Genomic DNA, 23,990 nt, shown 5'->3' on the forward strand with positions numbered 1-23,990 from the left:
TGTATCTTTCTGCGATAAATGTTTGATTATGAGCTAATTGCTGGCGAGAGTGGAGGACCTAATGATATTTAACTTGTACTCTCAAATGGTTGCCAAGGCAAAAGATACATGAGCGGAATGACCGTTCATAACGATTAGGGAACCCAGTACTAAAATAGAAATTGTTTATTAAATATTTGAAATTTCTATTCTACATTATAGTCATCATATTGACTATAATGTAGAATGCTGTTATTGTAATTATAGTCAGTATGGTGACAATAAAAAGAAAGGATATATTTATGGAATATTCTAAAGCGTTTAGAGAGTTATATATAATGCAACAAACTTACGCTACTTTTTTTTCCGTTACTAATAAGTTGCAAATACAAGGCGATAACTATTTTGAGAAATTAACATCACGACAGTACATGATCATGCTGGCAATAGCTCATTTGCCAGAGGAGGAAACAACACTTGTTAATATTGCAAGAAAGTTAGAAACAAGCAAACAAAGTGCACAAAAGCTTATAGTCAATTTAGAGAATAAAGGATACCTGATTACGGCACCGAGCAAACGGGACAAACGTGCCATTAACGTAGAAATCACGGAATTAGGGAAAAGAGTCATGCTGGAATGTGGTGAGAAAGCAATATGCCTAATGGCAGATATTTTTAATGAATTCACAACTGAAGAATTGGAAGTGTTATGGAGTTTATTGAAAAGAATATATGGTACCAACAACGAAGAGTACGTTGGTTTTGAGGAAGATGTAAATTATAAATTTGAAGACTTGGAAGGGTTTCAAGAAGCACAAATTCGAGCTTTAGATAGTTTTATTATACGGAGAAAACATTTTTAAATGATGGGAATTGAAATGGATAACATTTCTCCATCAAAATCCTATACTATCTTTGGGGGTTGCGAGATGAAATTAAAAGTACAATCAAGAGTTGCACTTATTGATGAAAAAATCGATTTTTGTGTCACAGGGTTACCACCAGAGAGCAAATTGAAAATAACTGCATCCATGCATTTTCCATGGGCAGTCAGTGAAAAGTATCAATCATTTGCTTGGTTTACTGCGGATTCAAACGGTAGTGTTGATTTATCAAAACACAAGCCTGATTCTGGAACTTATGATTATATAGATACTATGGGGCTTATAGCTTCTTTACAAAAGGTTAATAGTGAGGGAGGGAATATCGCTCATAATATTTCAATAGATGATAGTGTATTTATTGACATAGTATGTGAAAATGGACAAGATCGAGAATGCATAAGACTAGAGCGTATGTTTAAGTTACCGGAAGTGAAAAGACATCAGATTACTGATGAATTTGTGGGTGAGTTGTTTTTTACTGAAAACTCAAATTATAAAACGATTGTAGTATTAGGTGGAGCTGATGGTGAACGAAGTGGTCTTTCGCTTTTGTCGGGACCATTGGCATCTAGAGGTTTTAATGTTTTAACCGTTGGATATTTCAATGAAAAGGGATTGCCTAAAAAGCTTGAGGAAATTCCTCTTGAATATTTTGAAAAGGTGTTCTCTTGGCTTAAAAGGAATCCATTAACACGTACTAATGAAATATATGTACATGGTACATCTAAAGGTGGAGAATTGGCGTTACTTTTGGCATCACGATATGATTTCATTGCTAAAGTTGTGGCTTCTGCACCTCATGCATATTGTTTTCAAGCGTTGGATGGTTTGATGAGTGGTAAAAATGTTTCATCATGGTCATATGAAGGGAGATCATTACCATTTATACCAGTTGATAATGACATTTTTTATGAGCATCAGCGTGATTGCTTAGCAAAGAATATCCCTTTTGGGTTTACTACTACATATAAAAAAAGTGTGGAAAGGGCAAGAAATAAAGAGGAGGCTCGAATAAAAATAGAGAATGCAAATGCAAATTTATTGCTGATTGCAGGTCAGCAAGATAATATTTGGAATACTCACGATGCATGTGTAGAAATAATGAGTATTTTGAAAAAAAACAATTATAAATACAAATACAATCTTTTAGACTATAAGGATTTAGGTCACCCATTACCAATACCGTTTGTAATACCTTTAAGCGAAACATTGAACTTAAAAATGGGTGGAGGCGTTTTTACTTGTGGTGGTACTTTAAAAGGAAATTCTTTTGGTCAATCAGATTCTTGGCAGAAAACAATAGAATTTTTCATGAATTAGGGCGTGTCTCCAAACTTAGGCAAGCCAAAACATAATGGTGATCCTATTTTAGGATGACTTTGGCGAGTTTTTCCGGGAATCATCTGAATAGCCTGCTGTTCCTTCAAAAACATGCGAATGGCATGGATAGCATACGCGCTAGATGAACATCCGTGATTATTCCTAGGCTCCATGTTTTTTTAACAAATACTAATGATGGAAGGAGATAAAGGAGTGAAAGGTGTTTTCTCCCAGTCTGAATACTGATTTCGATACAAAAGCCTGGCTCTTTAGCCCCCTAGTGAACTTGGACACTAAGAGTTGTATATGGATTACACTACTAGTGATAAGGGGCTGAGGAAATGACACGAAATAAACATTCTAGAGAATTTAAACGCCAAATCGTCAAGGAAGCCATCGAAACCGGGAATAAGGCGGCTGTAGCCCGGAGACATGAAATTGCCGTCAATATGCTTCACCGTTGGGTAAAGGAATTTGAAGAAGGTAAATATGGTGAAACTTCACTGGAAACCATACATGGACTGGATTTTAAAGTGCTTTCCCAGGAAAATGATCAATTGAAGAAACTACTGGGTGAACAGGCACTAGAGATTGCGATACTGCGTGACTTGATAAAAAAGAAAAACCCTCATTTGCTGAAAAAGTGGAAGTAGCAGAACACTACATTTGTGAAGGATATGCCGTCACGCTTGTGCTACGACTGGCCAACATCCCGAGATCTAGTTACTACTACCATAAAAATGGAAAAGTAATCGAGAAAACAGCAAGTGAGGGACGACAAAAGCTAGGATATTCGCTGCGTTCGGACGGCGTAAAAGTACCGGATGCTCAGATTATGGAACGGATTATGGAACTGGTTTCTGCAGATGGCCATGCGTATGGATACCGAAAATTAACCGTCGCTTTACGCCGAGATGATGGCCTAATCATTAACAAGAAGAAGGTTTACCGATTGTGCAGAGAACTGGACATCCTGCGACCACAGCGAAAAGTGAACTTGTCTTACCCACGGAAACTGGCACGAAATCGGATCATTACGAATTCGAACCAACTGTTTGAGACGGACATTAAGTACGGTTATATTGAAGGAGAAGACCGATTCTTCTTCATTCAGTCTTGCCTCGATGTTTACGACCGTTCTGTGGTCGCTTACCACATAGGATTGCGGTGCGAGGCCAACGATGTGATCCGAACGCTACAAACGGCCTTGTTTAAGAGACAATTATTTAAGGCGCAAACCAAACCTGCGATTCGTACAGACAATGGCCCTCAGTTTATTTCTCATGGGTTTGAAGCTGCCTGTGAAAGCTTTGGAGTGGAGCACGAACGCATTCCTCCACGAACACCGAATATGAACGCACATATTGAATCTTTTCATAGGTTATTGCAGGATGAATGCTTGGCTCGCTACGACTTTGAAACGTACAGCGAAGCTTATGAAGCCGTCACGGAATTCATTCATTTTTATAATGAACGAAGAATTCATTCCAGCATTCGCGATTTGTCGCCGTCTCAGTTTTATGAGAAAAACCAGATAAAACCGATTCCGATCCGAGAAGTTCGTGTATAATTTCAAAAACGAAGTCTCGATGAGCAAGAGAGAGTTAGTGTCCAAACTTAGGGGGTTAATCCGCTGGCTCGTTAATAAACGCTGAAGCGTGTCATTATTAGTAAAGCGATGCAATTCGATAAGTTGCTATCTTCGATCCCCAATCACGGAACGTGACCCAGTGCATGATCTGGTTACTTGAATCATACGACTGTGTCCCAGAAATCTTGACTTTAATTCCATCCTTATCGATAAATTTTCCCCAGATGCTTTCCTCTTGGTTGGATAAATCGGTTCCTAAGGGGTTTCGAGTTTCAAAAACAAACATCCCATTTGGCTCTAGGTGCTTGCAGACGGTTTCGACTAAGGCTCGTTGATCCTCATCGCTCAAAAATACCTGGAATGCATTTCCTGTCAGATAAATCATGGAAAAACGCTTTTCGGAATCGAATGTACGAGCATTAGCTTCAATAAAATCCACAGGCAAACCTTGAGCTTTAACCCGCGCATATTCTAGCATTGATGAAGAAATATCAACACCTGTTATATGTATCTCCGATTTGGATAAATGAATGGTTGTCAATCCTGTAAGAGCATCGCCTGGACCAACAGATATAAACAATATTATGAACTTCTCCATTGAGCAACTCTATAGATGATTTTTTTCAACCGTATGTGGAACAAAAAGTATGATAAAGAAAAAGAGGCTGTCCCCTATGCGGAGTATTTTCTGCAAAGAGGAGCCTCTTTTTGTTAGCCCATGCATAAGTTCTTGAACGATCAATCATACTCTAACAGGTCATGGGTCAAGGCTGAGGCTTGTTGTTCTTGGTATCCTGGAGGCGATCCAGTACAATTTGTACGGCGATTGCATCGTCCAAATAGCCTAATGGAAATACATAATCGGGGATGATATCTGTGGCAGAGACAAAGTAAAGCAAGCCGCTGCCGAGAATCGAGCGCTCCTCCGGAGTAATGTTATCGCTACTGTAGAGCTGATACATTCTTTTGAGCTCTTCAATGAATGGGCCTGCGCCGTTAACGCTTTTTACTTTACCGGGAAAGTCATTGTGGATAATCCGTGCTCCTTCTTCGGTTAGGACATAGGGCTCGTATTTGCTCAGTTCCTTCTGAACCTGGTCGGCAGTAAACTGGTGGTCCATGAGGTTGGAGGCTTGAAGGGTTTCTTTAATACTGTTGATGGAGGAGAAAATATCGTTTGATTGGTTATGATAAATTGGTGGAGCGGAGGCGCCATAACCAGCAGCTTGGAAGAGTGGAGCGGAGGGAACATCAAGATGAAGGGCAAAAGCCTCCAAATGTTCTGGCTTGGCTCTTTGCTTCCCGTTAACAATCCGCGATATTGTGGCCGTATCTATGCCGGTAGCGGCGCTTAGCTTACGCATAGATAAAGAGCGTTCTTTCAGCAAGGAGACCAGTGTCTCGCCCAGTGTAACGTTTCTTTTCTCATCAGACATTTGCAGTTCACCTCACTTTGTGTTGATGTTGTATCGAATGTTGAGGGAATCTCAACATTTTTAGAGATGATGAGCACCTTTTTGCAATATGCTCAATAGTATGGCTGTAAACAAACAACAAGGAGTGAGAGACCCATGGTTGCTTGGCTTTTAATTCTTGGCTTTGCCATATCATCCAGTCTGGATAATTTGGGTGTTGGAATATCTTATGGGATTCGGGGTATCCGTATTAACTATTTATCAAATTTAATCATTGCGGTTATCTGTTTCATCCTTAGCATGACAGGGATCATATCCGGCCAGTGGCTAGCGAAGATTCTTCCGGGCGTATTACCCGTCCTGATTGGAGCGTTATTGCTGTTCATTGTTGGTGTCCGCATCATTCTGCTGGCAGTACCGCGTAAAAAACAAGAATCTAGCCAGGACGGTGAAGGAGCTAGGGAGGCTGCCTCAGACGGATCACTCAAAGGAATTCTGCAAAATCCTGAAATGGTAGATAAAGATAAATCAGGGTCTATAGGATACTTTGAGGCAGCGGTGCTGGGGATTGCACTTGCCGCTAATGCCATTACGAATGGGATCGGTGCCGGCCTGATGGGACTGTCCCCGCTTGCGATCTCTCTGACTGCGGCAATTGGAAGCTATATCACGGTCTGGCTTGGCGTGATGCTGGGACAAAAAGTGTCGGCGATACGTATCGGCTCTTTCACATTAGGTCAGTTCAGCACGGTCTTAAGCGGAGTTATTATTATTTTGATTGCTTGTAAGTCTTTCTTTGGGTAAGTGTAGAGTTGGAAAGGAGGATTCCATAATAATAACGGACACTTTTTTTGCAATGGTGAAATAACAAAGCGACCATGCTTAGTATGCATGATCGCTTTTATTTGTAGCTTACCGGAACTTTAATTTTAACTTTATAATCCTTGACTAAGTCTTAATATCTGGTCATTCACATGTACATTACTTAATCCCCCGTGATAACAAACTACCGATGCTATGTCGAGTTCTAAATACTTTCTCAATGAGATACGAGCTTCACTCATATCCGGTGTGGTCGGTGCATGAATTCCCGCGAGAATCCCGTTTTCACTATACATCGAATCCCCAGCAATGAGAATCTTACTTTGCTCTAAATAAAGGCTGATATGACCAGGTGTATGTCCAGGCGTATGAATGATCTGAATCCTTCCGCAAAACGGTAATTCCTGGCCGTCTATTAAGGTAACGTCCACTTTACCCTTCGGAGGATTCTCAAGATGACTATCTTTTAAAAGAGGGAGCTCTCCCTGAATATACGGCTTATCCAGCTCATGTGCATATACTTTAATATTGTTGCCACACTCCTGCAAAATCTCAGGAAGACAACCTATATGATCCACATCCTGATGTGTCAAAATCACAGCTTTTAGCTTGTCGAACGATACGCCTACCTTTTCCATAGCCACGCGTAAATCTTCCATTTGTCCAGGGAATCCTGTGTCTATTAAAACAGCCATTTCTTGACCCCATAAAAGAATGGGGTGAATCATATTCCCATGAAAATCTAGCTGAAGCATTTCTACTTCCTTTGAGATTTCCATAATATCATGCCTCCATAAATAATTTACACCCATGCGGTTCGTTGATTCCACAAGTCATGAAAGGGTCACTTTACTTGTCGGATCGGCGAGTGCCAGTAATGTTAAAATAGAATTATGGGGCAAATCCAACTCTATATGGCTGTCTTTCTTTAGTGTCTATGGATACGGTACGAATGGACGTGATTGGAATGACAAGCATCTGATATTGCGTAAGGTATTTAACGAACTTGTCGTCAATCTGATCCAATACCCCGTCGCATGCACATGTTCCATCGATGAAATGAATAGTAACTTCCTTGCCTTGCAAGCTTGCTAACATGAAATCACCTCGTATTTTTTCTTGTAGTTTCTTAGCTGGATCGGGGAATCATCAAGTCCTATGCATACTCTTCAAAAGAAGTTATCACTTGATCGATGATCCCATACTCCAATGCCTCCTGAGCGGACATGTAAAAATCCCGGTCCATATCTTTTTCGACCTTTTCCAAAGGTTGGCCGGTCCGTTCAGCTGTGATGCGGTTTGCCTTTTCACGAGTTAATAAAATTCGTTTGGCGCTGATCGCAATATCGCTGGCCTGCCCTTGTGCGCCGCCATGTGGCTGATGGATCATAATTTCACTGTTCGGCAGTGCCGAACGTTTCTCTTTGGCGCCAGCCAACAAAAGAATTGCGCCGAACGAAGCAGCAAATCCCATACATATCGTATGCACATCAGGTTTGATGTACTGCATCGTATCATAAATGGCAAATCCTGCGGAGGTAGAGCCCCCTGGGCTGTTGATATACATATAAATTTCTTTTTCCGGATCTTCTGCCGCCAGAAATAATAACTGAGCAATAATATTGTTAGCTAATTGATCGTCGATGGCTGCTCCTACAAACACAATACGATCCTTTAACAGTCTGGAATAGATATCGTACGATCTTTCACCTTGAGCAGTTTGCTCAACAACATAAGGAACATAAGCACTCATTTGTGATACCCCCATTTTCTTGGTTCAGTTGATTTCTTCTTGTAAACGAACCGAGATCGTAAAAAGATACGGAGTTTTAATGGGAAAACGATTTGCGTAGATGGTGTAACTTCTCCAACTTCTTGTTCGTTTACAATGAAGGTAGCAAATGGCTTTGCTTTAGCAAAGGGCAGAATAAGACCGTGGAGGAGAAGGCCTATGAACATAGATGATTCTATTCATATGACTGACAATACAGTGAGCATCCACAACTTTGAGGAATTACAGGCGGTCCTGAAGCGCTACTGTCTGTCACTTACGAAATCAAATTGGGATGCGGAAGAATTGGCTCAGGACACTTGGGTAAAAGCATTAGGAAAGTTAAACAAATTCGAGCATACAAATCCCAAAGCGCTTTTGCTGCGGATTGCTAAAAATACCTGGATTGATGATATGCGAAGAAAAGCAGTCTTCACTCGGATATTGAACAAGGAAGAAGCGAAAGTAACTGCGCCGGATTACGGATCTTTTGAAATCGAAGTCGCGTTACAGTCCTTAATAAAACATCTATCTCCGCTTCAGAGGACTGTTTTTGTGCTGCGAGATGTGTTTGGATATTCGATTAATGAAACATCTGACATACTGGGTACAACGGAGGGAGCGGTAAAAGTTGCACTTCATCGGGCACGAAAATCGCTAGGAGCCGTTCAGGAGGAATTTCTAAAAGGAGACTTATCCTTACCGGAAAGTGAAAAATCGAAAACTTTTCTAAGGGCGTTGACGGCTGCATATCAGATGGGAGATATTGCAACATTGGTTATGCTCTCTTATCAGGATGTGGTAGAGCCAGACGTGATGATTGGTATCGTCAATAATAAGCTGCTTTGGAGTCACACCTCAGAAAAACGAGTTGAATCCCATACAATAAGTATGATGGCGGCGTAGTTTGTTTTTTGACCCGGAAGGCAAGATACAATAGGCTGTTTTAAGCGAGGGTAAAGTAATTGATAAAGCAAAAGTTGAAAATAGAGGGTATTCCGGAAATTTTGTGGGGCGGTGAATCGGATAAGATATTTATAGCTATCCCGGGAGGACATTAGTATTTTCGCTTGCAGCATGGGGGCCTATTTTAGTTTGCTTGCTTATAATCACTTCCCACTTAGACAATGCCTGTTTCTTTCTCCAGTGCTGGATATGGAGAGAATAATCAAAAATATGATGACATGGTTCAGTGTAAGTGAGGATAGATTGAAAGTTGAAAAAGAAATATCCACCCCCATTGGGCAAACACTTTATTGGGATTATTACTGCTATGTTAAATCACATCCAATTGATACATGGAATAAGCCAACTGCCATTCTTTATGGTTCTGAAGATGACTTGTGTGAATATGATGTCATATCTACGTTTGCAAGTCGATTTCATTGCCAGCTAAAAGTGATGGAACATGGACAACATTATTTTCACACCACAGAGCAATTGCAGTTTTATAGGCAGTGGTTGAAAGAACATGTAACCGCACAATAAGCATAATGGGAAGTAAGTAGTTGATCTCCCTGCTTCCCATTTTAACTGGTGAAAAAACAGTGGAGGAGATGCCTGTTCGTAAGTTGCTTTAACCGACTTCTATTGATAACGACGCAAGAAGCCATCAACTAATTGGGCATTGGTCATCTGGATTACGGACTGATTTTCCAATTCCTCGGCCATATCATCATCCGTCATGGACACGAAAAAGGTAATATTTTCTTTGGATTGGCCGAATTGAGTAAAAAGTACCTCGTCGGTTTCTTTAACTACCTTGGTCATAATTTTTATCATTTCATCTTTATAGTCCAACACATTGTCAGTTGCATACAGAAATTTGCTAATATGATTAAGGTGTGTTGTATCGCCATATTGATATTCGCTTAATCCCCATCTGTAATAAATTTCATCTTCCTTACTGTTGCACAGGTCTTGGGCTTTCATGTTTGTGATATGTCTAACTAGTGATTCCTCTGTATTAACAGCTAGAAACAAGGTGACAAAATCGCTGTCTGTGCCAAACGCGCATGCGTAAACCTTCTCATCCTTCACTTCTTCCAGTATGCTTTTAAGATCATCCAGAAATCCTGTTCTAAATCTTTCCTCAAATTCATTCAGAAAATTGCTCATCTGATTCATATACTCCTTTACAAGATTTATATTTTTATATTGTACATCATTAGCTCGACTCGGTTTTAGAAATTCTTACATTTGGTTTGAAAAGGTTGCTATTTATAGTGTTATATTGTTTACTGAGGTGTTTGTTATGGATGGTAAAAAATTTGTTCTTTTGCTTTTACTTTTTTGCTTGTTGGGCATTGTAGGGCTAGTTGCTTTAATTTTCGGTTTTATGTGGTTAGCATTCATGGATAGTGTATAAAATCAGCTACCTATCAACCCAAATGCTAATCGCTTGCTTTTGGTCGATATTATTTGCTGGTCCCAGGTGAATAGAAGTTATGCTATACTTGCGAGGTAAAAGGGGGTGCCTACTGATGGAGAATCTGTTAGGATTGTCTGTGACTTCTTACACTCATGCAAAGCCAATTATTGGAAAAGCGTTACTTTGTGTGGGGCGAAATCTTTTTTAACGCTGAACAAGCTTTTTTAATCTTACTGGCTTTGCACCTTATTTTAAACAATCAGAATAAGGGGCGAGTATAATTGAGATATACGAATGCTACAAAAGTTTTACCCCAAAAACTAATTACGGAAATCCAAAAATATGTTCAGGGAGAGACTCTGTATATCCCTAAGCCAAAAACGGAATATATGGATTGGGGCAGTTTGAGTGGGGGGAGAAGGCTGCTCGAACAGCGAAATGCCGCAATCAGAAATGCTTTTCAAAATAGCAGCAGTATCGAGCAATTAGCCAAGGAGTTTTTCCTCTCTACCGAAACCATTAAGAAAATTGTTTATTCACATAAAAAGTAGGATGGCGTGTTAGGACGTGACCGGATGATGGCGGTGTAACCAATCCGGTCACGTCTTTTTGTTTGGAAAAAGATTTGATTCTACTGCCAATAGACAAAGCCATCGTTGACCTAATCGGTGGTTGTCGTTTCAACTTCGTGTTATCTCTCACATCCAGATTCCAAGAAATTCTGCTCGTTCTCCCTGATAATCCAACAGATCAATTCTTTTAAACAGACTGTATTCCATTTTTTCATAAACGTTTTTATGCCAAAAATGATTCTAAATCGTTGTTTTCATTTATTAAGTTTATTTTAATCTCTAAAATATGAATATAAACGACAGGAACAACGAATTTGGATGGGGACCATTTCTGAATAATGAAGGGAAATATGTATGGATAAATGGTCTTTAAAACAAGAAAGTGAGGAAACAATTTCTATGGGGGAGCAAAAAAGTAGAAGTAGACATCTGATTGATCCAGAAATTATCAGTGCAGTTGATTTAATACCAACAACCGATCTAACCGAATCTACACTAATGGAAGTACGTAAAAATCAATCTCAAATGATGCAACAAATAGATGTAACGCAGATGTTCCCTGTTACATTAGAAAAAAAGGTTGTGCCAAGTTATTTTAGTGGTCCAGATATTCAAATAGAAATCATTAAGCCCAAACAATCAAAGCGTAATAAGATGCCTCTATACTATTCGATACACGGAGGCGGGATGGTCTTAGGAAGTCCAGTCGTGGATCGTCCTGCTAATGCATCTCTTGCTGCACAACATGGTTTCTGTTGTGTATCTGTGTACTATCGCCTAGCACCGGAGCATGTACAGCCAAGTCAGTTACAGGATTGTTATTCGGGCCTAAAATGGTGTATTGAGCATGCGGAAGAGTTAGGGATAGATATTCAGAAAGTTGCCGTTGGGGGCAGCAGCGCTGGCGGTGGTTTGGCGGCTGGCCTAGCCTTGTACATTCGTGATCAGAAAGAATTCGAAATCCATCATCTAAGATTAATGAGGCCAATGCTAGATGACCGTACAAGTATTGCACCAGAGCATCCATACGCAGGAGAGTTTATTTGGACAAAACAAAGTAATTATTTTGGCTGGAAATCTATATTGGGGGATGAACCGGGTCAGGAGGAGATAAGTGAGTATTATGTGCCGGCCCGTGCTAAGTCATTGGCCGGGTTACCACCGACTTATATAAATATAGGTACCATTGATTTATTCATTGATGAAGCCTTATTTTTTGCAAAACAACTGGCCTTTGATGGTGTCTTAGTGGAATTACATGTCTATCCCGGGTACCATCATATGTCTCCTGCGTTTCCGGATGCACATTTTTCAAAAGAAGGGGCCAGAACAAGTGAATACGCCTTACTGAAAGCTCTAGAGATATTTGATATAGATTCTAATGAGTATAATGCTAAACGCTAATGAGGTACGACTGCAGCAAATAAAGCACTGTTGGAGAATATCCATCAGTGCTTTTTCATACCTACTTATGATCTGAATAAAAAATTTATTGATAGATTCGGTTGAGAGTCATCAGTTTAGCGGCGTCCAGCCTTCAAGGCGATTGCGTTAAAAACCCAAGTTGATCGTGCTGGTTGAGTGGGTGAGGGGATGATATTATCTTTTTTCATTCCTTCCGACTTTTACCACCTATTTAGGGTAAAATAATACCGAGTATAAAATCCAACTACGGAAGTGGTGATGCCCCATGTCAACGAGCAGCAAACCGAATAGATTAGCCAAGGAAAAATCACCGTATTTGTTACAACATGCCCACAATCCGGTAAACTGGTTCCCTTGGTCAGATGAGGCTTTTGAAATTGCTAAGCGTGATAACAAGCCTATTTTCTTATCTATTGGCTATTCAACTTGTCATTGGTGTCATGTAATGGAAAGAGAATCTTTCGAGGATGAAGAGGTTGCAGAGGTTTTAAATCGGGACTATGTATCCATTAAGGTGGATCGGGAGGAACGTCCAGATGTGGATCATATTTATATGTCCATCTGCCAGACGATGACCGGGCATGGGGGCTGGCCGCTGACGATTCTGATGACACCGGATCAGAAGCCTTTTTTTGCGGGTACGTATTTACCCAAGGAGCAAAAATTTGGCCGCGTTGGTCTGTTGGAATTGTTGGACAAGGTGGGAACCCGCTGGAAGGAGCAGCACGAAGAGCTTGTGGAGCTGAGTGAGCAAGTGCTGACAGAGCATGAACGGCAGGACATGCTTGCAGGATATCGCGGTGAATTGGATGAACAGAGCTTGAATAAAGCCTTCCATCAATACAGCCACACCTTCGACAAGGAATATGGCGGCTTTGGAGAAGCACCCAAGTTTCCCTCTCCGCATAACTTGTCCTTTTTGCTGCGATATGCACAGCACACTGGAAATCAGCAGGCACTGGAAATGGCAGAGAAGACGCTGGATGCAATGTATCGTGGTGGAATTTACGACCATGTGGGCATGGGGTTTTCACGGTATGCAGTAGATGAGAAGTGGTTAGTGCCGCATTTTGAAAAAATGCTGTACGATAATGCACTGCTTGCTATTGCTTATATAGAGGCTTGGCAAATGACGGGCAAGGAGCTGTATCGGCAGATTGCAGAACAAATTTTTACATATATTTCAAGGGACATGACGGATGCGGGGGGAGCCTTCTATTCGGCGGAGGATGCCGATTCCGAAGGAGAAGAAGGCAGGTTCTACGTCTGGAATGAGACTGAAATAAGGGCAGTACTGGGTGATCGGGACGCTGCATTTTTTAACGATTTATACGGGATTACGCCGTATGGTAATTTTGAAGGACATAATATCCCCAATCTGATCGATATCAATCTGGAGGCTTACGGGAATAAGCATGACCTGACTAAACAAGAGTTAGAAGACCGGGTACGTGAGCTGCGAGAGAAGCTGTTTGTCGCCAGGGAAAAGCGGGTTCATCCTCACAAGGATGACAAAATTTTGACCTCGTGGAATGGGCTGATGATCGCTGCTTTGGCCAAGGCAGGACAGGCTTTTGGAGACGTCACTTATACGGAACAGGCACAGAAGGCGGAGTCGTTCCTGTGGAGCCACCTGAGACGGGCAGACGGGCGACTGCTGGCGCGTTATCGGGATGGTGAAGCGGCTTATCCTGGCTATCTGGATGACTATGCTTTTTATGTGTGGGGCTTGATCGAACTGTATCAGGCGACCTTTGATGTACAATATCTGCAACGGGCGCTGACATTAAACCAGGATATGATTCATCTATTTTGGGATGAGGAGCGACATGGTTTGTTCTTTTATGGAAAGGATAGTGAGCAACTCATTGCCAAGCCTAAGGAAATCTACGACGGTGCGATCCCGTCCGGCAATAGCATTGCGGCCCACAATTTTGTAAGGCTGGCACGGTTGACGGGTGAATCCCGATTGGAGGACTATGCAGCGAAGCAGTTCAAGGCTTTTGGCGGCATGGTTTCTCATTATCCGCCAGGATATTCGGCATTGTTAAGCTCGTTGTTGTACGCGACCGGAACGACGAAGGAGATTGTGATTGTAGGCCAGCGCGACGACCCGCAAACGCTCCAATTCATTCGGGCGATTCAAGCTGGATTCAGGCCGAATACAGTGGTGATTGTGAAGGATGAAGGGCAGCCGGCAATCGTAGACATAGTCCCTTATATCCGTGATTACAAGCTCGTCAATGGTAAACCGGGTGTATATGTGTGCGAGCATTTTGCCTGCCAAGCACCTGTGGTTACTCTCGACGACCTTAAGGCTTTACTGAATTGAATAGCCTATCCTAAACAAACTTGATCCCCTTGGGGTAGTAAGCATATGGTGATTTTCGAACAATGACCTTATGCATGCCACCTACAAGGGGATTATTTCATGTTTGGAGATAGGTCTAGTGAATTGAAACTAACATTTTCTTAACATGTTCAGTGCATTTTTTTTTTAATATTTTTTAGGTATATTACATTAAGGAATCGGTTCCAGGGAGCCTTGCCGCATTCATAACTAAGTACATATACCTATGCAACGGGAAAGAGGATTTGTCGAGTGGATAATTATTGGCAAAATGAAGCAGTTCACATTATGCAAGCAACCCAAGTGATGAAATGGAGATGTTGACTGATGAAGAAGCTCGCGGGAATACCATGGCTCGTGGGAAGGGGGCTCAGCAAAAATTTTAAAACGAAGCTGATAATCGCCTTTATTGCCTTTTTGATTATACCGTCTATGATTGTTGGGGCTCTGTCGTTTGTGAGCGCCAGCCAGGAGATTCGAAAACAAATTGAAGAAAGCGCCAGGCAGGCCATTATCCGTACTAATTTTATCATTGATAGCGCCATTGCCCCCAAGGTGCATGATGCAGAATATTCTGCTGAAAAGCTAAATGGCAATCGGGTGGAGACGGAGGAAGAAGCGGCGAATTTAGAAGAATTCTTTAAGCAATATGCTGCACTCCATCCTGAAGCCGAATCCATTTTTTATGCTACAAAGGATGGTAAGTTTATAACCTATCCACAGAATCAATCATCGGGTAATTATGATCCCCGGGTCCGATCTTGGTACGATAAGGCGATAAAGGAACAAACAAAGACAGCGATTAGTTCACCCTATCTTTCCAACACCTCGAAGCATGTGACGGTTACGGTGTCCAGGGCAACGGCAGATGGATCAGGTGTTATTGGCATCGACTTGAGAATTAGCAGTATTAAAGAGACATTGAACAAGATTAAAATAGGTCGTGAAGGTTATGCCATATTGCTGGATAGCAAGCGTACTTACATTGTTCATCCGACGAAGGCATCAGGCAGCAAAATTTCAGATGTTGAATCACGCATGTATGAGAGCGATGCTGGTGAATACGAGTATCAGTATGAAGGTCAGCTCAAATATATGAATTACGCGACTAACAAGCTGACAGGTTGGAAAATAGGAGGGACGCTGTATTTATCTGAAGTGGATGATGCAGCACGACCGATTTTGATCAGTACCTTGCTTACGGTCGTCGGGTGTCTGGTGGTAGGCATAATCATTGTCTACTTCCTGATCCGTTCCATTATCAAGCCTATTTCAAAATTGAAGGAACAAGCGGTGAATGTGAGCGCGGGGGATCTGACGCAGGACATTGAAGTGAAGAGTGAGGATGAGATTGGAGAATTGGGACGAGCTTTCCGAAATATGCAGGATAACTTGCGAGCTGTCATTCAGAACGTAGGGGATAGTGCAAATCATGTCGCCAGATCCTCGAACGAACTGACGGTAAGCGCAGAACAAACCAGTGCTGCAAGTGAGCAGGTGTCCCAGGCTGTTCAGGAAATTGCCAGCGGAGCAGAGAAGCAGACTACAGGTCTGGAAAATAACTCAGTTGCGCTTGATGAAATTGCACAGGGGGTTACACAAATCGCGGAACGCTCAATCTCGGTAGCGGATCTGGCCAGACGATCCTCATTGCAAGCTGAGGAAGGAAGGAAGTCTGTTGAGCAGACAGGCGAACAAATGAATTCCATTCACCAATCGGTAGAGCGATCTAATCGGATGATTCAAACCTTGCAAGCCCGCTCTCAGGAAATCGGTGAAATTACGAAAGTTATCGGTGATATATCCAATCAGACGAACCTGTTGGCTTTGAATGCAGCAATTGAGGCAGCCAGAGCAGGTGATCATGGCAAGGGCTTTGCCATCGTTGCCGATGAGGTGCGCAAGCTGGCAGAGCAGTCGCAGTCATCTGCAACACAGATTGCCACATTGATTGCCGAAATTCAGCAGGAAACGGAAGCCACGGTTCAGACGATGAACCAAGTTACGACTGAGGTACAGGACGGGCTGCAGATTTCCAAAGCAACCATAGTCAAGCTGGGGCACGCGATGGAAGGTATTCGAGAGACAACACCTCAGGTAGAGGAGGTCGCAGGCATTGCCCAACAGATATCAGCCAGTGTACAAGAGATTGCAGCGACGGCCAACGAGCTGACGACGATTGCAACCAGTAATGCTGCTACATCTGAGGAAGTCGCTGCTTCCTCGCAAGAGCAGCTGGCTTCCATGGAGGAAATATCAGCTTCTGCTCAGATGTTATCCACAATGGCTGCTGAGTTAAAGTCGATGATCAGTCGTTTTAAATATTAAAACGAACTTGAACCCTATGGAATCTATAGTACAATGAATGCTCGGGACAGTTCTTTAAGCCTTATGGCATAAGGAATCTGTCCTGAGTTTTTTATATTTTCAATTTAGCTTACAAAGTAGGGGAGATTACAGGTGGGTGAGCATTTGGTTCGAGATTTGATGCTTTATTTTATCGTGATATTATTAAATGTTTTGACTTTTCAGCTCTTTCGGCGGGGGATCACGCGTATTATTTATGGAGTGGCCGGAATGCTGTTTTTATATTTTGGTATACATGATAGAGCGAGAATGACTTATCTGCTGGAGCTAGCGATTGGCTTGATATTCATCCTTTTGATTATACGCGTTTGGATCATTCAATCTACATATGAACGACGTTTACAGGACCAAAACCGAGATCTTCTAAGCCTGCTTCGGATTCAACCTGGCTTTACCTTCAGGCTGGAGAAAAGCGGCGACGAATTTTATTATAGGCTGCTCGAAGGAGGCTTGCTGGAGCGCATGGGTCTGGATCTGCAAGTCAGCTACAATCGAAGGGAGCATGTAGAGAGACTCGGGGACATTTTTGAGCTATCCTCTGAAACACTTGAGCAGCTTATCGAACATTGCAAACAGGCATGGTTCGGAGACCGGACGGTATTTGAACTTGAGTTTTGGGAATACTCGGCTTTAGTTACATTACATCCGGTCAGGGAGGACGGGATTACCAAGCATGTCACAGGACATGCAATGGATATAACAGAGTATAAAGCTTTAGAGAAGAAAAGAAAGGAGATCGACGAGGCTAACCATGCCAAAAGTGTTTTTTTGGCTCATATGAGTCACGAAATTCGCACGCCGCTGAGTGGGATCATGGGTCTGTCGAAGCTGTTGAACAAGACGGAACTGACTGACGTTCAAAAAGACTACCTCCATAAGCTCCTAGCCTCCTCGCGTACTCTTTCGTCCATGCTCAATAACGTACTGGACTTTTCCAAAATGGAAGCAGGCAGTCTGGATCTGGAAAGGGTTGAATTTGAACCGGAAACAATGCTTCGGCATCTTGCGGATACGGTGGGTGCTTTGCTGGAACACAAAGAAATAGAGGTTGTATTTATAACGGACCCCAATTTACCCCAAAGCGTTAAAGGTGATCCATTGCGGATGGAGCAGGTGCTTTTAAATCTGCTAACCAATGCCGTCAAGTTTACGGATCAGGGGCATGTATTATTTCAAGTCAAGCTGCTAAGCCACCAGAACGGACGGGTAGCGTTGTCTTTTATGGTGGAGGATACAGGCATAGGTATTTCCGAGGTGTGTATGGACAAGCTGTTTATTCCTTTTACCCAAGCGAAACCATCAACTAGCCGCCGCTATGGGGGCTCGGGGCTGGGTTTAGCCATCAGCAAGCATTTGGCTGAAGCGATGGGTGGAAATATAGAGGTGGAAAGTCGATTAGGGGAATATAGTCGATTTTACTTCAATGTCGAGCTGGAAATCGGGGAATTACATACGGAAGGCACACCGGTAGGAAGACAAATAAACGGCAAAGCCTTAATGGTTGTGCAGCACGAGCTGCTGGGATATAGCCTGAAGGAATTACTTCAAAGCACAGGATTAGAAACATACACCATTTCATCCTTTCAGGAATGTGTGGAGGCTTTTGAAAATGGCAAAGCATTTAATTTGGTTATGGTTGACATGAGGATGGATGGCTTTAGAGAGCTGGAGGCAAGGAGACATTGGCTTCAATTACTCGATAGACAGATGACTCAGGTCATTGGACTTACAACAGTGTTCCAGATGGAAGAGATGGCGGCTGGAGATGAGGATAGTAGGGTAGATGCCTTTTTGTCCAAGCCCGTGACTCGGAATGCTCTATTGGAGGTTATCGGCTGGAGACTGGAAAAGGAAAATCCAGTGTCTGTAAATGTTAATTCTATGGATACACATACGATGATGAGTTTTCCTTATGAAGGAGAGATTGCAGCGCAGAAGTATCAAATTCTCATAGCGGAGGACAATGAAATTAATCAGGTGGTGATTACCGAGTTTCTGGAAGAGCGAGGTTTTGAAGTAACCATGGTTGCCAACGGAAGAGAGCTGTTAGAGTCACTGGAGCTGCGTTTTTGGGATATGGTCATGCTTGACCTGCATATGCCGGAGATGGATGGCTTTGAGACGGTCAGACATATTCGTAGAAGGAAAGCTTTTAACAGACTTCCAATTATCGCTTTTACGGCCGATGCTGCGCAGCATGAACAGGAGGTTTGTCTTCGTTCAGGCATTAATGCTGTGCTGCTCAAGCCTGTCCATGAACTGGATGCTGTAAAAGTGTTAAATAGCTGGATTCATTTAGCGTGGCTGCAAAAATTACAAGGTCTTCACGCAGAACAGGCGATAGCTGGTATGGATGGAAAGGTATATATTTTTCAATTTGCCCTTTACAAATGGATTCAGGAATACCAGCACCTCGATAAAAGAGTGACCATGAAAATGGACAACGGCCAGTTATCTGCTGCTCTCCGATTAATCCACTCACTCAAGGGAGGCGCAGGGAACCTGTGCGCGTCCAGGCTGTTGGCAAAGGTTATGGAGCTGGAAAAGGGATTGAAGCGTAGCCATGGAACCTCAGCAAGGGAGTTGTACCCAGACTGGCGAGAGCAATTGAGGTTAGTTCAAAAGGAGATTAACCAAATCAAGTCATCGGTTCCCTGGAGCTGATCGTATTACTGCATAAATTTATATCCAATCCCCCAGATGGTCCTGATCAATTTTGGATTTTTAGGGTCTTTTTCGATTTTTCTGCGTAAATGGTTGGTATGTACGTCTACAGCCCTCTCATTAATAAAGGAGTCTGTGCCACGAAGAGCTTGAATCAAGGCATATCGACTGAATACAATTCCCCGGTTCAAATAAAAAAGCTTCATAAGCTCAAATTCCGAAAATGTCATCTCCACAATCTGCCCACTTACGGTAACCATTCTTCGCGCCAGATCCAAAACAATGTCCGTATCAGACTCGGCTTCTGGCGCAAGGCCTCTTCCCTTTAGTCGTGTAATTTCAATACGTCGGAAAAGAGCCTCGATTCGTGCCTTTAGCTCCTGCATACTAAAAGGCTTGCAAATATAATCGTCTGCTCCCAACGTAAGTGTACGAATGCGCTCTGAGATGTTGTTTTCCGAAGAAATCACGACAATTGGCACATCCGTATGCTTGCGTATCAGTGGGCAGGGATTCACGCCGTCCAGGTCTGGAAGCAACAAATCTAGCAAAATAATATCAGGCTGTACGATATCGAGCCGGGTAATCCCCTCAGTCGCTTGTGCCACTCTGGTAACGCTATAGCCTTCTCCTGTCAAATATAAGGAAAGAGTGTCGCCCAGCATATTATCATCTTCAATAATTAAAACATTAGACATATTGATGTTTCCTTATCTATTTTTTAAATTTGTCATCTTCTTTCTGAATAGAGTAAACTCCTTTGGACAGTCTGTCAAAAGATCAGATAGATTGTGGTAACCTTATAGTCAAGAAGCGCGAATTTATATCTATTTGATATGGGAATGTACTATTTTCGATATTTGTCTCCATAATACGACAATTTTCGAATGGTTTTAACAATAAACTGCAAGTCTATCGCCCTCGATTACAAAAAATTAACAAATCACACCAGAAACATGCATTGACTTCAAGAAAATTTATGGTATTTTATTACATAGGAGTGACATCCTCTGATAGGCCCCTTAGAAAACCCCACCACTCATCTTCTGAATGTAATACTACTTACAACATGCTAATCTGTACTATTTTTTCGTACTCTATTCGTTCTCATGATCGTATTCATGCATTCTTTGGTGTGGCAGCCTCATCGCGATTCAGACTGTTTGCTCATTTTAGATTACATATTTAAACTTTTTTTTGCTTTCGATGCTTGTGTTTTTCCAAATCAGGTCAGCGGGAGGACGAGAATTCATGAACACATTCGAAGCATTGGAGTCCAATGTAAGATCTTATTGCAGAAGCTTTCCGGTTGTATTCAACAAAGCAAAAAACGATGTGCTGTACACAGAGGCAGGAGAGGGATATATCGACTTTTTTGCCGGAGCAGGGGCGTTGAACTATGGGCATAACAACGATTTTATGAGTAACCTCCGATCGGATCATGCACGGTCTGGATATGTATACGACAGCAAAGCAGGAATTCATAGAGTCTTTTTCAGAGCGTATTCTCCAGAGCGTATTCTCCAGCCTAAGAGTTTAAATTATAAGCTGTAATTTTGCGGACCAACGGGAACCAATGCAGTAGAGGCCGCGCTAAAGCTTGCACGCAAGGTCAAAAAAAGAAATGGTATTTTTGCTTTTATGGGCGCGTTCCATGGCATGTCGCTGGGCAGTTTGTCTATTACCAGTAACAATTCCATGCGTGAGAGCGCTGGCGTATCTTTGGATAACGTCACCTTTATTCCTTTTAACAGTACGTTTAATGGAATGGATACCATTTTGTATATGGAGCAGCTTTTAACGGATACCCATTCCGGGGTAGAAAAGCCAGCTGCGATCATTCTGGAAACGGTACAAGCTGAAGGCGGTATTAACATTGCAGATACCGAATGGCTGCGTGATTTGCGGCAGTTGTGCAATGATCATGATATTTTACTGATTATTGACGATATACAGGTCGGCTGCGGCCGAGTTGGCTCGTTCTTCTCGTTCGAGCGTGCAGGTATCGTTCCTGATATGGTTGTTTTGTCCAAGTCAATCAGTGGTTACGGATTGCCGATGTCCCTGCTGCTGCTTAAGCCCGAATTGGATATCTGGGGTCCTGGTGAGCATAATGGTACCTTCCGTGGCAATCAGCTTGCCTTTGTCGCTGCCAAAGCAGCGCTGGAATTTAGGGATACGGTAGGGCTGGAAGCACAGGTGAAGGAAAAAGAGGCTTTTGTCCAGCAGTTTTTGCGTGAGCAAATTCAAACCATGGATCCTCTCATCGCAATTCGCGGCTTGGGTCTGATCTGGGGGATTGATGTATCCCACCAGGGAGAAGCATTCGCCAAGGAAGTAGCTACTCTCTGCTTTAAAAATGGCCTTATTATTGAACGGGCTGGACGTAACGATACCGTCATTAAAATTATGCCTGCGTTAACCATAAGTTTGGAAAACCTTCGCAAGGGCTGCAACATTATTAAAGAAAGCATGGTTCAGGTGTCCAGTACTTTAGTTGCTTTATAATATTTTTTGTAAACCATTGTAAAGCGATGAGTAAATCCCCTTGGCTGGAGCTGTCGTCTGCTAGGAAGCAGAACATGGCAGCTACCGTCCAAGGGGATTTTATCGTGAAGATTAAGAAATAACCGTTTGTGCGTATTTCTGCGCGGATTGCTCGAGCTGCTCATCGGTCAGAACCCCGGCACCATATTGTACGAAATAAGGCAGCAACTTGGTACCAACCATATGGCCTGTTGCTTCCAGAGGTCTCAATAACTCTTCAATTGTATATCTATTCTGTCCGTCATGTTGGTAGTTTTCCTCAACGCTGGCAGCAGACAAGGCGATCAACAGCTCTTTACCCTGCAGCTTGCCGCCTTCGCTTCCAAAGGCCCAGCCGTAGGTTAGAACCTGATCCTGCCATTTTTTCAGCAGGGAAGGAGTGCTGTACCAGTACAAAGGGAATTGCAGTACGATGCGGTCATGCTGCTCCAGCAGTTCCTGCTCCTGAGCGACGTTAATTTGCTCGTCCGGGTATACTTCATACAAGTTGTGAATCGTCACGCCGGGTTGCTTCTTGAGCTCTTGCACCCATCTTTTGTTAATGCGAGACTCCGCAAGATTAGGGTGGACAACAATTACGAGTGTTGACATTATGAAAAACATCTCCTTAAAACTAATTTTTTGTAAGTAAATTACCAATATATATGTAATCATTTTAGTTTCAACTAATAATATTGTCAACTCTTTAAATATTCAAACTCTACATAAAAAAACTCCGGCAAGCTCATGCCGGAATTTCATCAATGAAGTGTTTTTTATATTAAGCGATATGGTTAAGCTCAGCAACAATCTTATTTTTTCCAGAACGCTTGGCCTGATACAGATAATCATCCGCACCCTGGAAAAATGTATCTTTGTTCATTTCTTCCGAATAGCTTTTTAATCCGATGCTTACGGTCACGGAAACACGTTGCATTTTTTCGTCAAAGGTCTTCTTCTCGACTTCACGCCGGATGCACTCGACAATCTGATAAGCTTCCTCAAAAGTATGCTCGAACATCAGAATAGCAAATTCCTCACCGCCATACCGGGCTGCAATGTCATTGGCTGTAATCTGCTCTGTAATGATTTGCGAGATGCTCTCCAATATTTTATCTCCAAACTGGTGTCCGTAGGTGTCATTAATTTTCTTGAAATTATCAATATCTACTACCGCTAAATGGATAATAGCACCTTGCTCAGCATATTCAAGTGCTTTCTCATAAAAAGTTTGAAACGATAAATGATTGTAGAGCTTTGTCAGTCCATCAGTCATTGACATTTTGCTTATAATCGCGTTACTGATCATTAACTCTTGCTGGGCGCGCTGTGTTTTATGCAAATCCACTAGCAGATCACGGCCACTGGCCTGAATTATAAGTGCAAGAAAGGTGGACATCGTCAAAAAAGCCGGAATAGCTACGATGTCAAAGGCCGACAAGTAGGCACGGAAGGAGCCATCAATTGCCAGTAAGGAAAAAAAGACTACAACTTGTAAGACATAGGAAAGCCATATCAGGTGACGAGTGAAAAACAGGATGGATGAGAAAATAGGTAACAAGCACAATGCCGTAATAATCCGGATATCATAGTTCAAACGAATAATCATCCAGCAAATAACCGTACTTGCTATAAACAAGATTACGAAAGATAATCTGTTGAATTTATAATAAGCCAGTTCTGCAAGAAAGTTGGAACCGCACATGATTAGTGTGGGAACAAAAAGGATTCTCACGTAAAATTCATAAGGTGTAGCAGAATAATCGAGAAATAAATAACTGCCTAGCTGGGCAATGAAATGTACTGCTATAATCATCCAATAAAGCAATAGCATTTTACGTACCCAGCGGCCTTGCTTTGTTTTGTAATCCATCGTTTGAGTAACCCGTTTTGTTCTATTCATGATGTCACCACACTTAACGTATCTTTAGCC

General features: G+C 42.3%; 21 protein-coding genes and 1 pseudogene. 13 read left to right on the top strand and 9 right to left on the bottom strand.

Going from position 1 to position 23,990, the window contains the following annotated elements:
- Positions 1-281: 281 nt before the first annotated feature.
- From GCU48_RS22855 to GCU48_RS22870, 4 genes are all read left to right on the top strand, one after another.
- Positions 282-842: a MarR family winged helix-turn-helix transcriptional regulator gene (locus GCU48_RS22855; RefSeq protein ID WP_152381564.1), complete on the top strand. Its 561-nt coding sequence runs from the start codon at positions 282-284 to the stop codon at positions 840-842.
- On the top strand, positions 843-2,183 hold the full coding sequence (locus GCU48_RS22860; protein ID WP_244315868.1) for an acyl-CoA thioesterase/bile acid-CoA:amino acid N-acyltransferase family protein: 1,341 nt from the start codon (positions 843-845) through the stop codon (positions 2,181-2,183).
- A 341-nt stretch (positions 2,184-2,524) separates the two neighbouring features.
- Positions 2,525-2,836 carry a transposase gene (locus GCU48_RS29380; protein WP_425280855.1) on the top strand — a complete coding sequence of 104 codons (312 nt, stop codon included), beginning with the start codon at positions 2,525-2,527 and terminating at the stop codon, positions 2,834-2,836.
- 38 nt (positions 2,837-2,874) lie between these two features.
- On the top strand, positions 2,875-3,753 hold the full coding sequence (locus tag GCU48_RS22870; RefSeq protein ID WP_425280856.1) for an IS3 family transposase: 879 nt from the start codon (positions 2,875-2,877) through the stop codon (positions 3,751-3,753).
- Between the two features lie 97 nt (positions 3,754-3,850).
- Here GCU48_RS22870 and GCU48_RS22875 read toward each other — a convergent pair whose 3' ends face one another.
- Both GCU48_RS22875 and GCU48_RS22880 read right to left on the bottom strand, forming a co-directional pair.
- Complete coding sequence (locus GCU48_RS22875) at positions 3,851-4,354, bottom strand: class I SAM-dependent DNA methyltransferase (RefSeq protein ID WP_244315869.1); 504 nt, start codon at positions 4,352-4,354, stop codon at positions 3,851-3,853.
- Positions 4,355-4,538: 184 nt separating this feature from the next.
- Complete coding sequence (locus tag GCU48_RS22880; RefSeq protein WP_025718214.1) at positions 4,539-5,210, bottom strand: DUF1232 domain-containing protein; 672 nt, start codon at positions 5,208-5,210, stop codon at positions 4,539-4,541.
- Positions 5,211-5,345: 135 nt separating this feature from the next.
- On the opposite strand from GCU48_RS22880, the gene ytaF reads away from it, so the two are divergent.
- A complete protein-coding gene (gene ytaF, locus GCU48_RS22885) occupies positions 5,346-5,993 on the top strand; it encodes a sporulation membrane protein YtaF (protein ID WP_152381566.1) in 648 nt (215 codons plus the stop codon).
- A 131-nt stretch (positions 5,994-6,124) separates the two neighbouring features.
- Here ytaF and GCU48_RS22890 read toward each other — a convergent pair whose 3' ends face one another.
- The 3 genes from GCU48_RS22890 to clpP form a co-directional block, all read right to left on the bottom strand.
- Complete coding sequence (locus GCU48_RS22890) at positions 6,125-6,790, bottom strand: MBL fold metallo-hydrolase (RefSeq protein ID WP_152381567.1); 666 nt, start codon at positions 6,788-6,790, stop codon at positions 6,125-6,127.
- A gap of 112 nt (positions 6,791-6,902) precedes the next feature.
- Positions 6,903-7,109, bottom strand: coding sequence for a hypothetical protein (locus tag GCU48_RS22895; protein WP_152381568.1), 207 nt, complete (start codon positions 7,107-7,109; stop codon positions 6,903-6,905).
- Between the two features lie 58 nt (positions 7,110-7,167).
- Entirely contained in the window at positions 7,168-7,764 is a 597-nt protein-coding gene (gene clpP, locus GCU48_RS22900; protein ID WP_152381569.1) for an ATP-dependent Clp endopeptidase proteolytic subunit ClpP, read from the bottom strand.
- A 198-nt stretch (positions 7,765-7,962) separates the two neighbouring features.
- Between clpP and GCU48_RS22905 the strand changes: the two genes are divergently transcribed.
- Positions 7,963-8,688 carry an RNA polymerase sigma factor gene (locus tag GCU48_RS22905; RefSeq protein WP_152381570.1) on the top strand — a complete coding sequence of 242 codons (726 nt, stop codon included), beginning with the start codon at positions 7,963-7,965 and terminating at the stop codon, positions 8,686-8,688.
- Between the two features lie 189 nt (positions 8,689-8,877).
- Positions 8,878-9,270 (top strand): hypothetical protein, encoded by a 393-nt coding sequence (locus GCU48_RS22910; protein ID WP_370881023.1) that lies wholly within the window; start codon positions 8,878-8,880, stop codon positions 9,268-9,270.
- 99 nt (positions 9,271-9,369) lie between these two features.
- On the opposite strand, the gene GCU48_RS22915 is transcribed toward GCU48_RS22910, so the two are convergent.
- The gene (locus GCU48_RS22915; RefSeq protein ID WP_152381571.1) at positions 9,370-9,900 is read right to left on the bottom strand and encodes a DUF4303 domain-containing protein; all 531 of its coding nucleotides are present in this window, start codon (positions 9,898-9,900) and stop codon (positions 9,370-9,372) included.
- A 534-nt stretch (positions 9,901-10,434) separates the two neighbouring features.
- On the opposite strand from GCU48_RS22915, the gene GCU48_RS22920 reads away from it, so the two are divergent.
- From GCU48_RS22920 to GCU48_RS22940, 5 genes are all read left to right on the top strand, one after another.
- The gene (locus GCU48_RS22920; RefSeq protein ID WP_025717351.1) at positions 10,435-10,704 is read left to right on the top strand and encodes a CD3324 family protein; all 270 of its coding nucleotides are present in this window, start codon (positions 10,435-10,437) and stop codon (positions 10,702-10,704) included.
- Positions 10,705-11,124: 420 nt separating this feature from the next.
- On the top strand, positions 11,125-12,129 hold the full coding sequence (locus GCU48_RS22925; RefSeq protein WP_152382236.1) for an alpha/beta hydrolase: 1,005 nt from the start codon (positions 11,125-11,127) through the stop codon (positions 12,127-12,129).
- Between the two features lie 286 nt (positions 12,130-12,415).
- Positions 12,416-14,482 (top strand): thioredoxin domain-containing protein, encoded by a 2,067-nt coding sequence (locus GCU48_RS22930; RefSeq protein WP_152381572.1) that lies wholly within the window; start codon positions 12,416-12,418, stop codon positions 14,480-14,482.
- Positions 14,483-14,827: 345 nt separating this feature from the next.
- The gene (locus GCU48_RS22935) at positions 14,828-16,828 is read left to right on the top strand and encodes a methyl-accepting chemotaxis protein (RefSeq protein WP_152381573.1); all 2,001 of its coding nucleotides are present in this window, start codon (positions 14,828-14,830) and stop codon (positions 16,826-16,828) included.
- Between the two features lie 144 nt (positions 16,829-16,972).
- Positions 16,973-19,531, top strand: coding sequence for a response regulator (locus tag GCU48_RS22940; RefSeq protein ID WP_152382237.1), 2,559 nt, complete (start codon positions 16,973-16,975; stop codon positions 19,529-19,531).
- A 5-nt stretch (positions 19,532-19,536) separates the two neighbouring features.
- Here GCU48_RS22940 and GCU48_RS22945 read toward each other — a convergent pair whose 3' ends face one another.
- On the bottom strand, positions 19,537-20,229 hold the full coding sequence (locus GCU48_RS22945; RefSeq protein ID WP_152381574.1) for a response regulator transcription factor: 693 nt from the start codon (positions 20,227-20,229) through the stop codon (positions 19,537-19,539).
- 553 nt (positions 20,230-20,782) lie between these two features.
- Here GCU48_RS22945 and ectB point away from each other — a divergent pair.
- Positions 20,783-22,039, top strand: a pseudogene (ectB, locus tag GCU48_RS22950) (diaminobutyrate--2-oxoglutarate transaminase).
- A 111-nt stretch (positions 22,040-22,150) separates the two neighbouring features.
- On the opposite strand, the gene GCU48_RS22955 reads toward ectB, so the two are convergent.
- Positions 22,151-22,669 carry an NAD(P)H-dependent oxidoreductase gene (locus tag GCU48_RS22955; protein ID WP_025717345.1) on the bottom strand — a complete coding sequence of 173 codons (519 nt, stop codon included), beginning with the start codon at positions 22,667-22,669 and terminating at the stop codon, positions 22,151-22,153.
- A 169-nt stretch (positions 22,670-22,838) separates the two neighbouring features.
- Positions 22,839-23,960, bottom strand: coding sequence for a GGDEF domain-containing protein (locus tag GCU48_RS22960; protein WP_152381575.1), 1,122 nt, complete (start codon positions 23,958-23,960; stop codon positions 22,839-22,841).
- Between the last annotated feature and the right edge of the window lie 30 nt (positions 23,961-23,990).

It is taken from the genome of Paenibacillus brasilensis (assembly GCF_009363115.1).
Taxonomy (GTDB): domain Bacteria; phylum Bacillota; class Bacilli; order Paenibacillales; family Paenibacillaceae; genus Paenibacillus; species Paenibacillus brasilensis.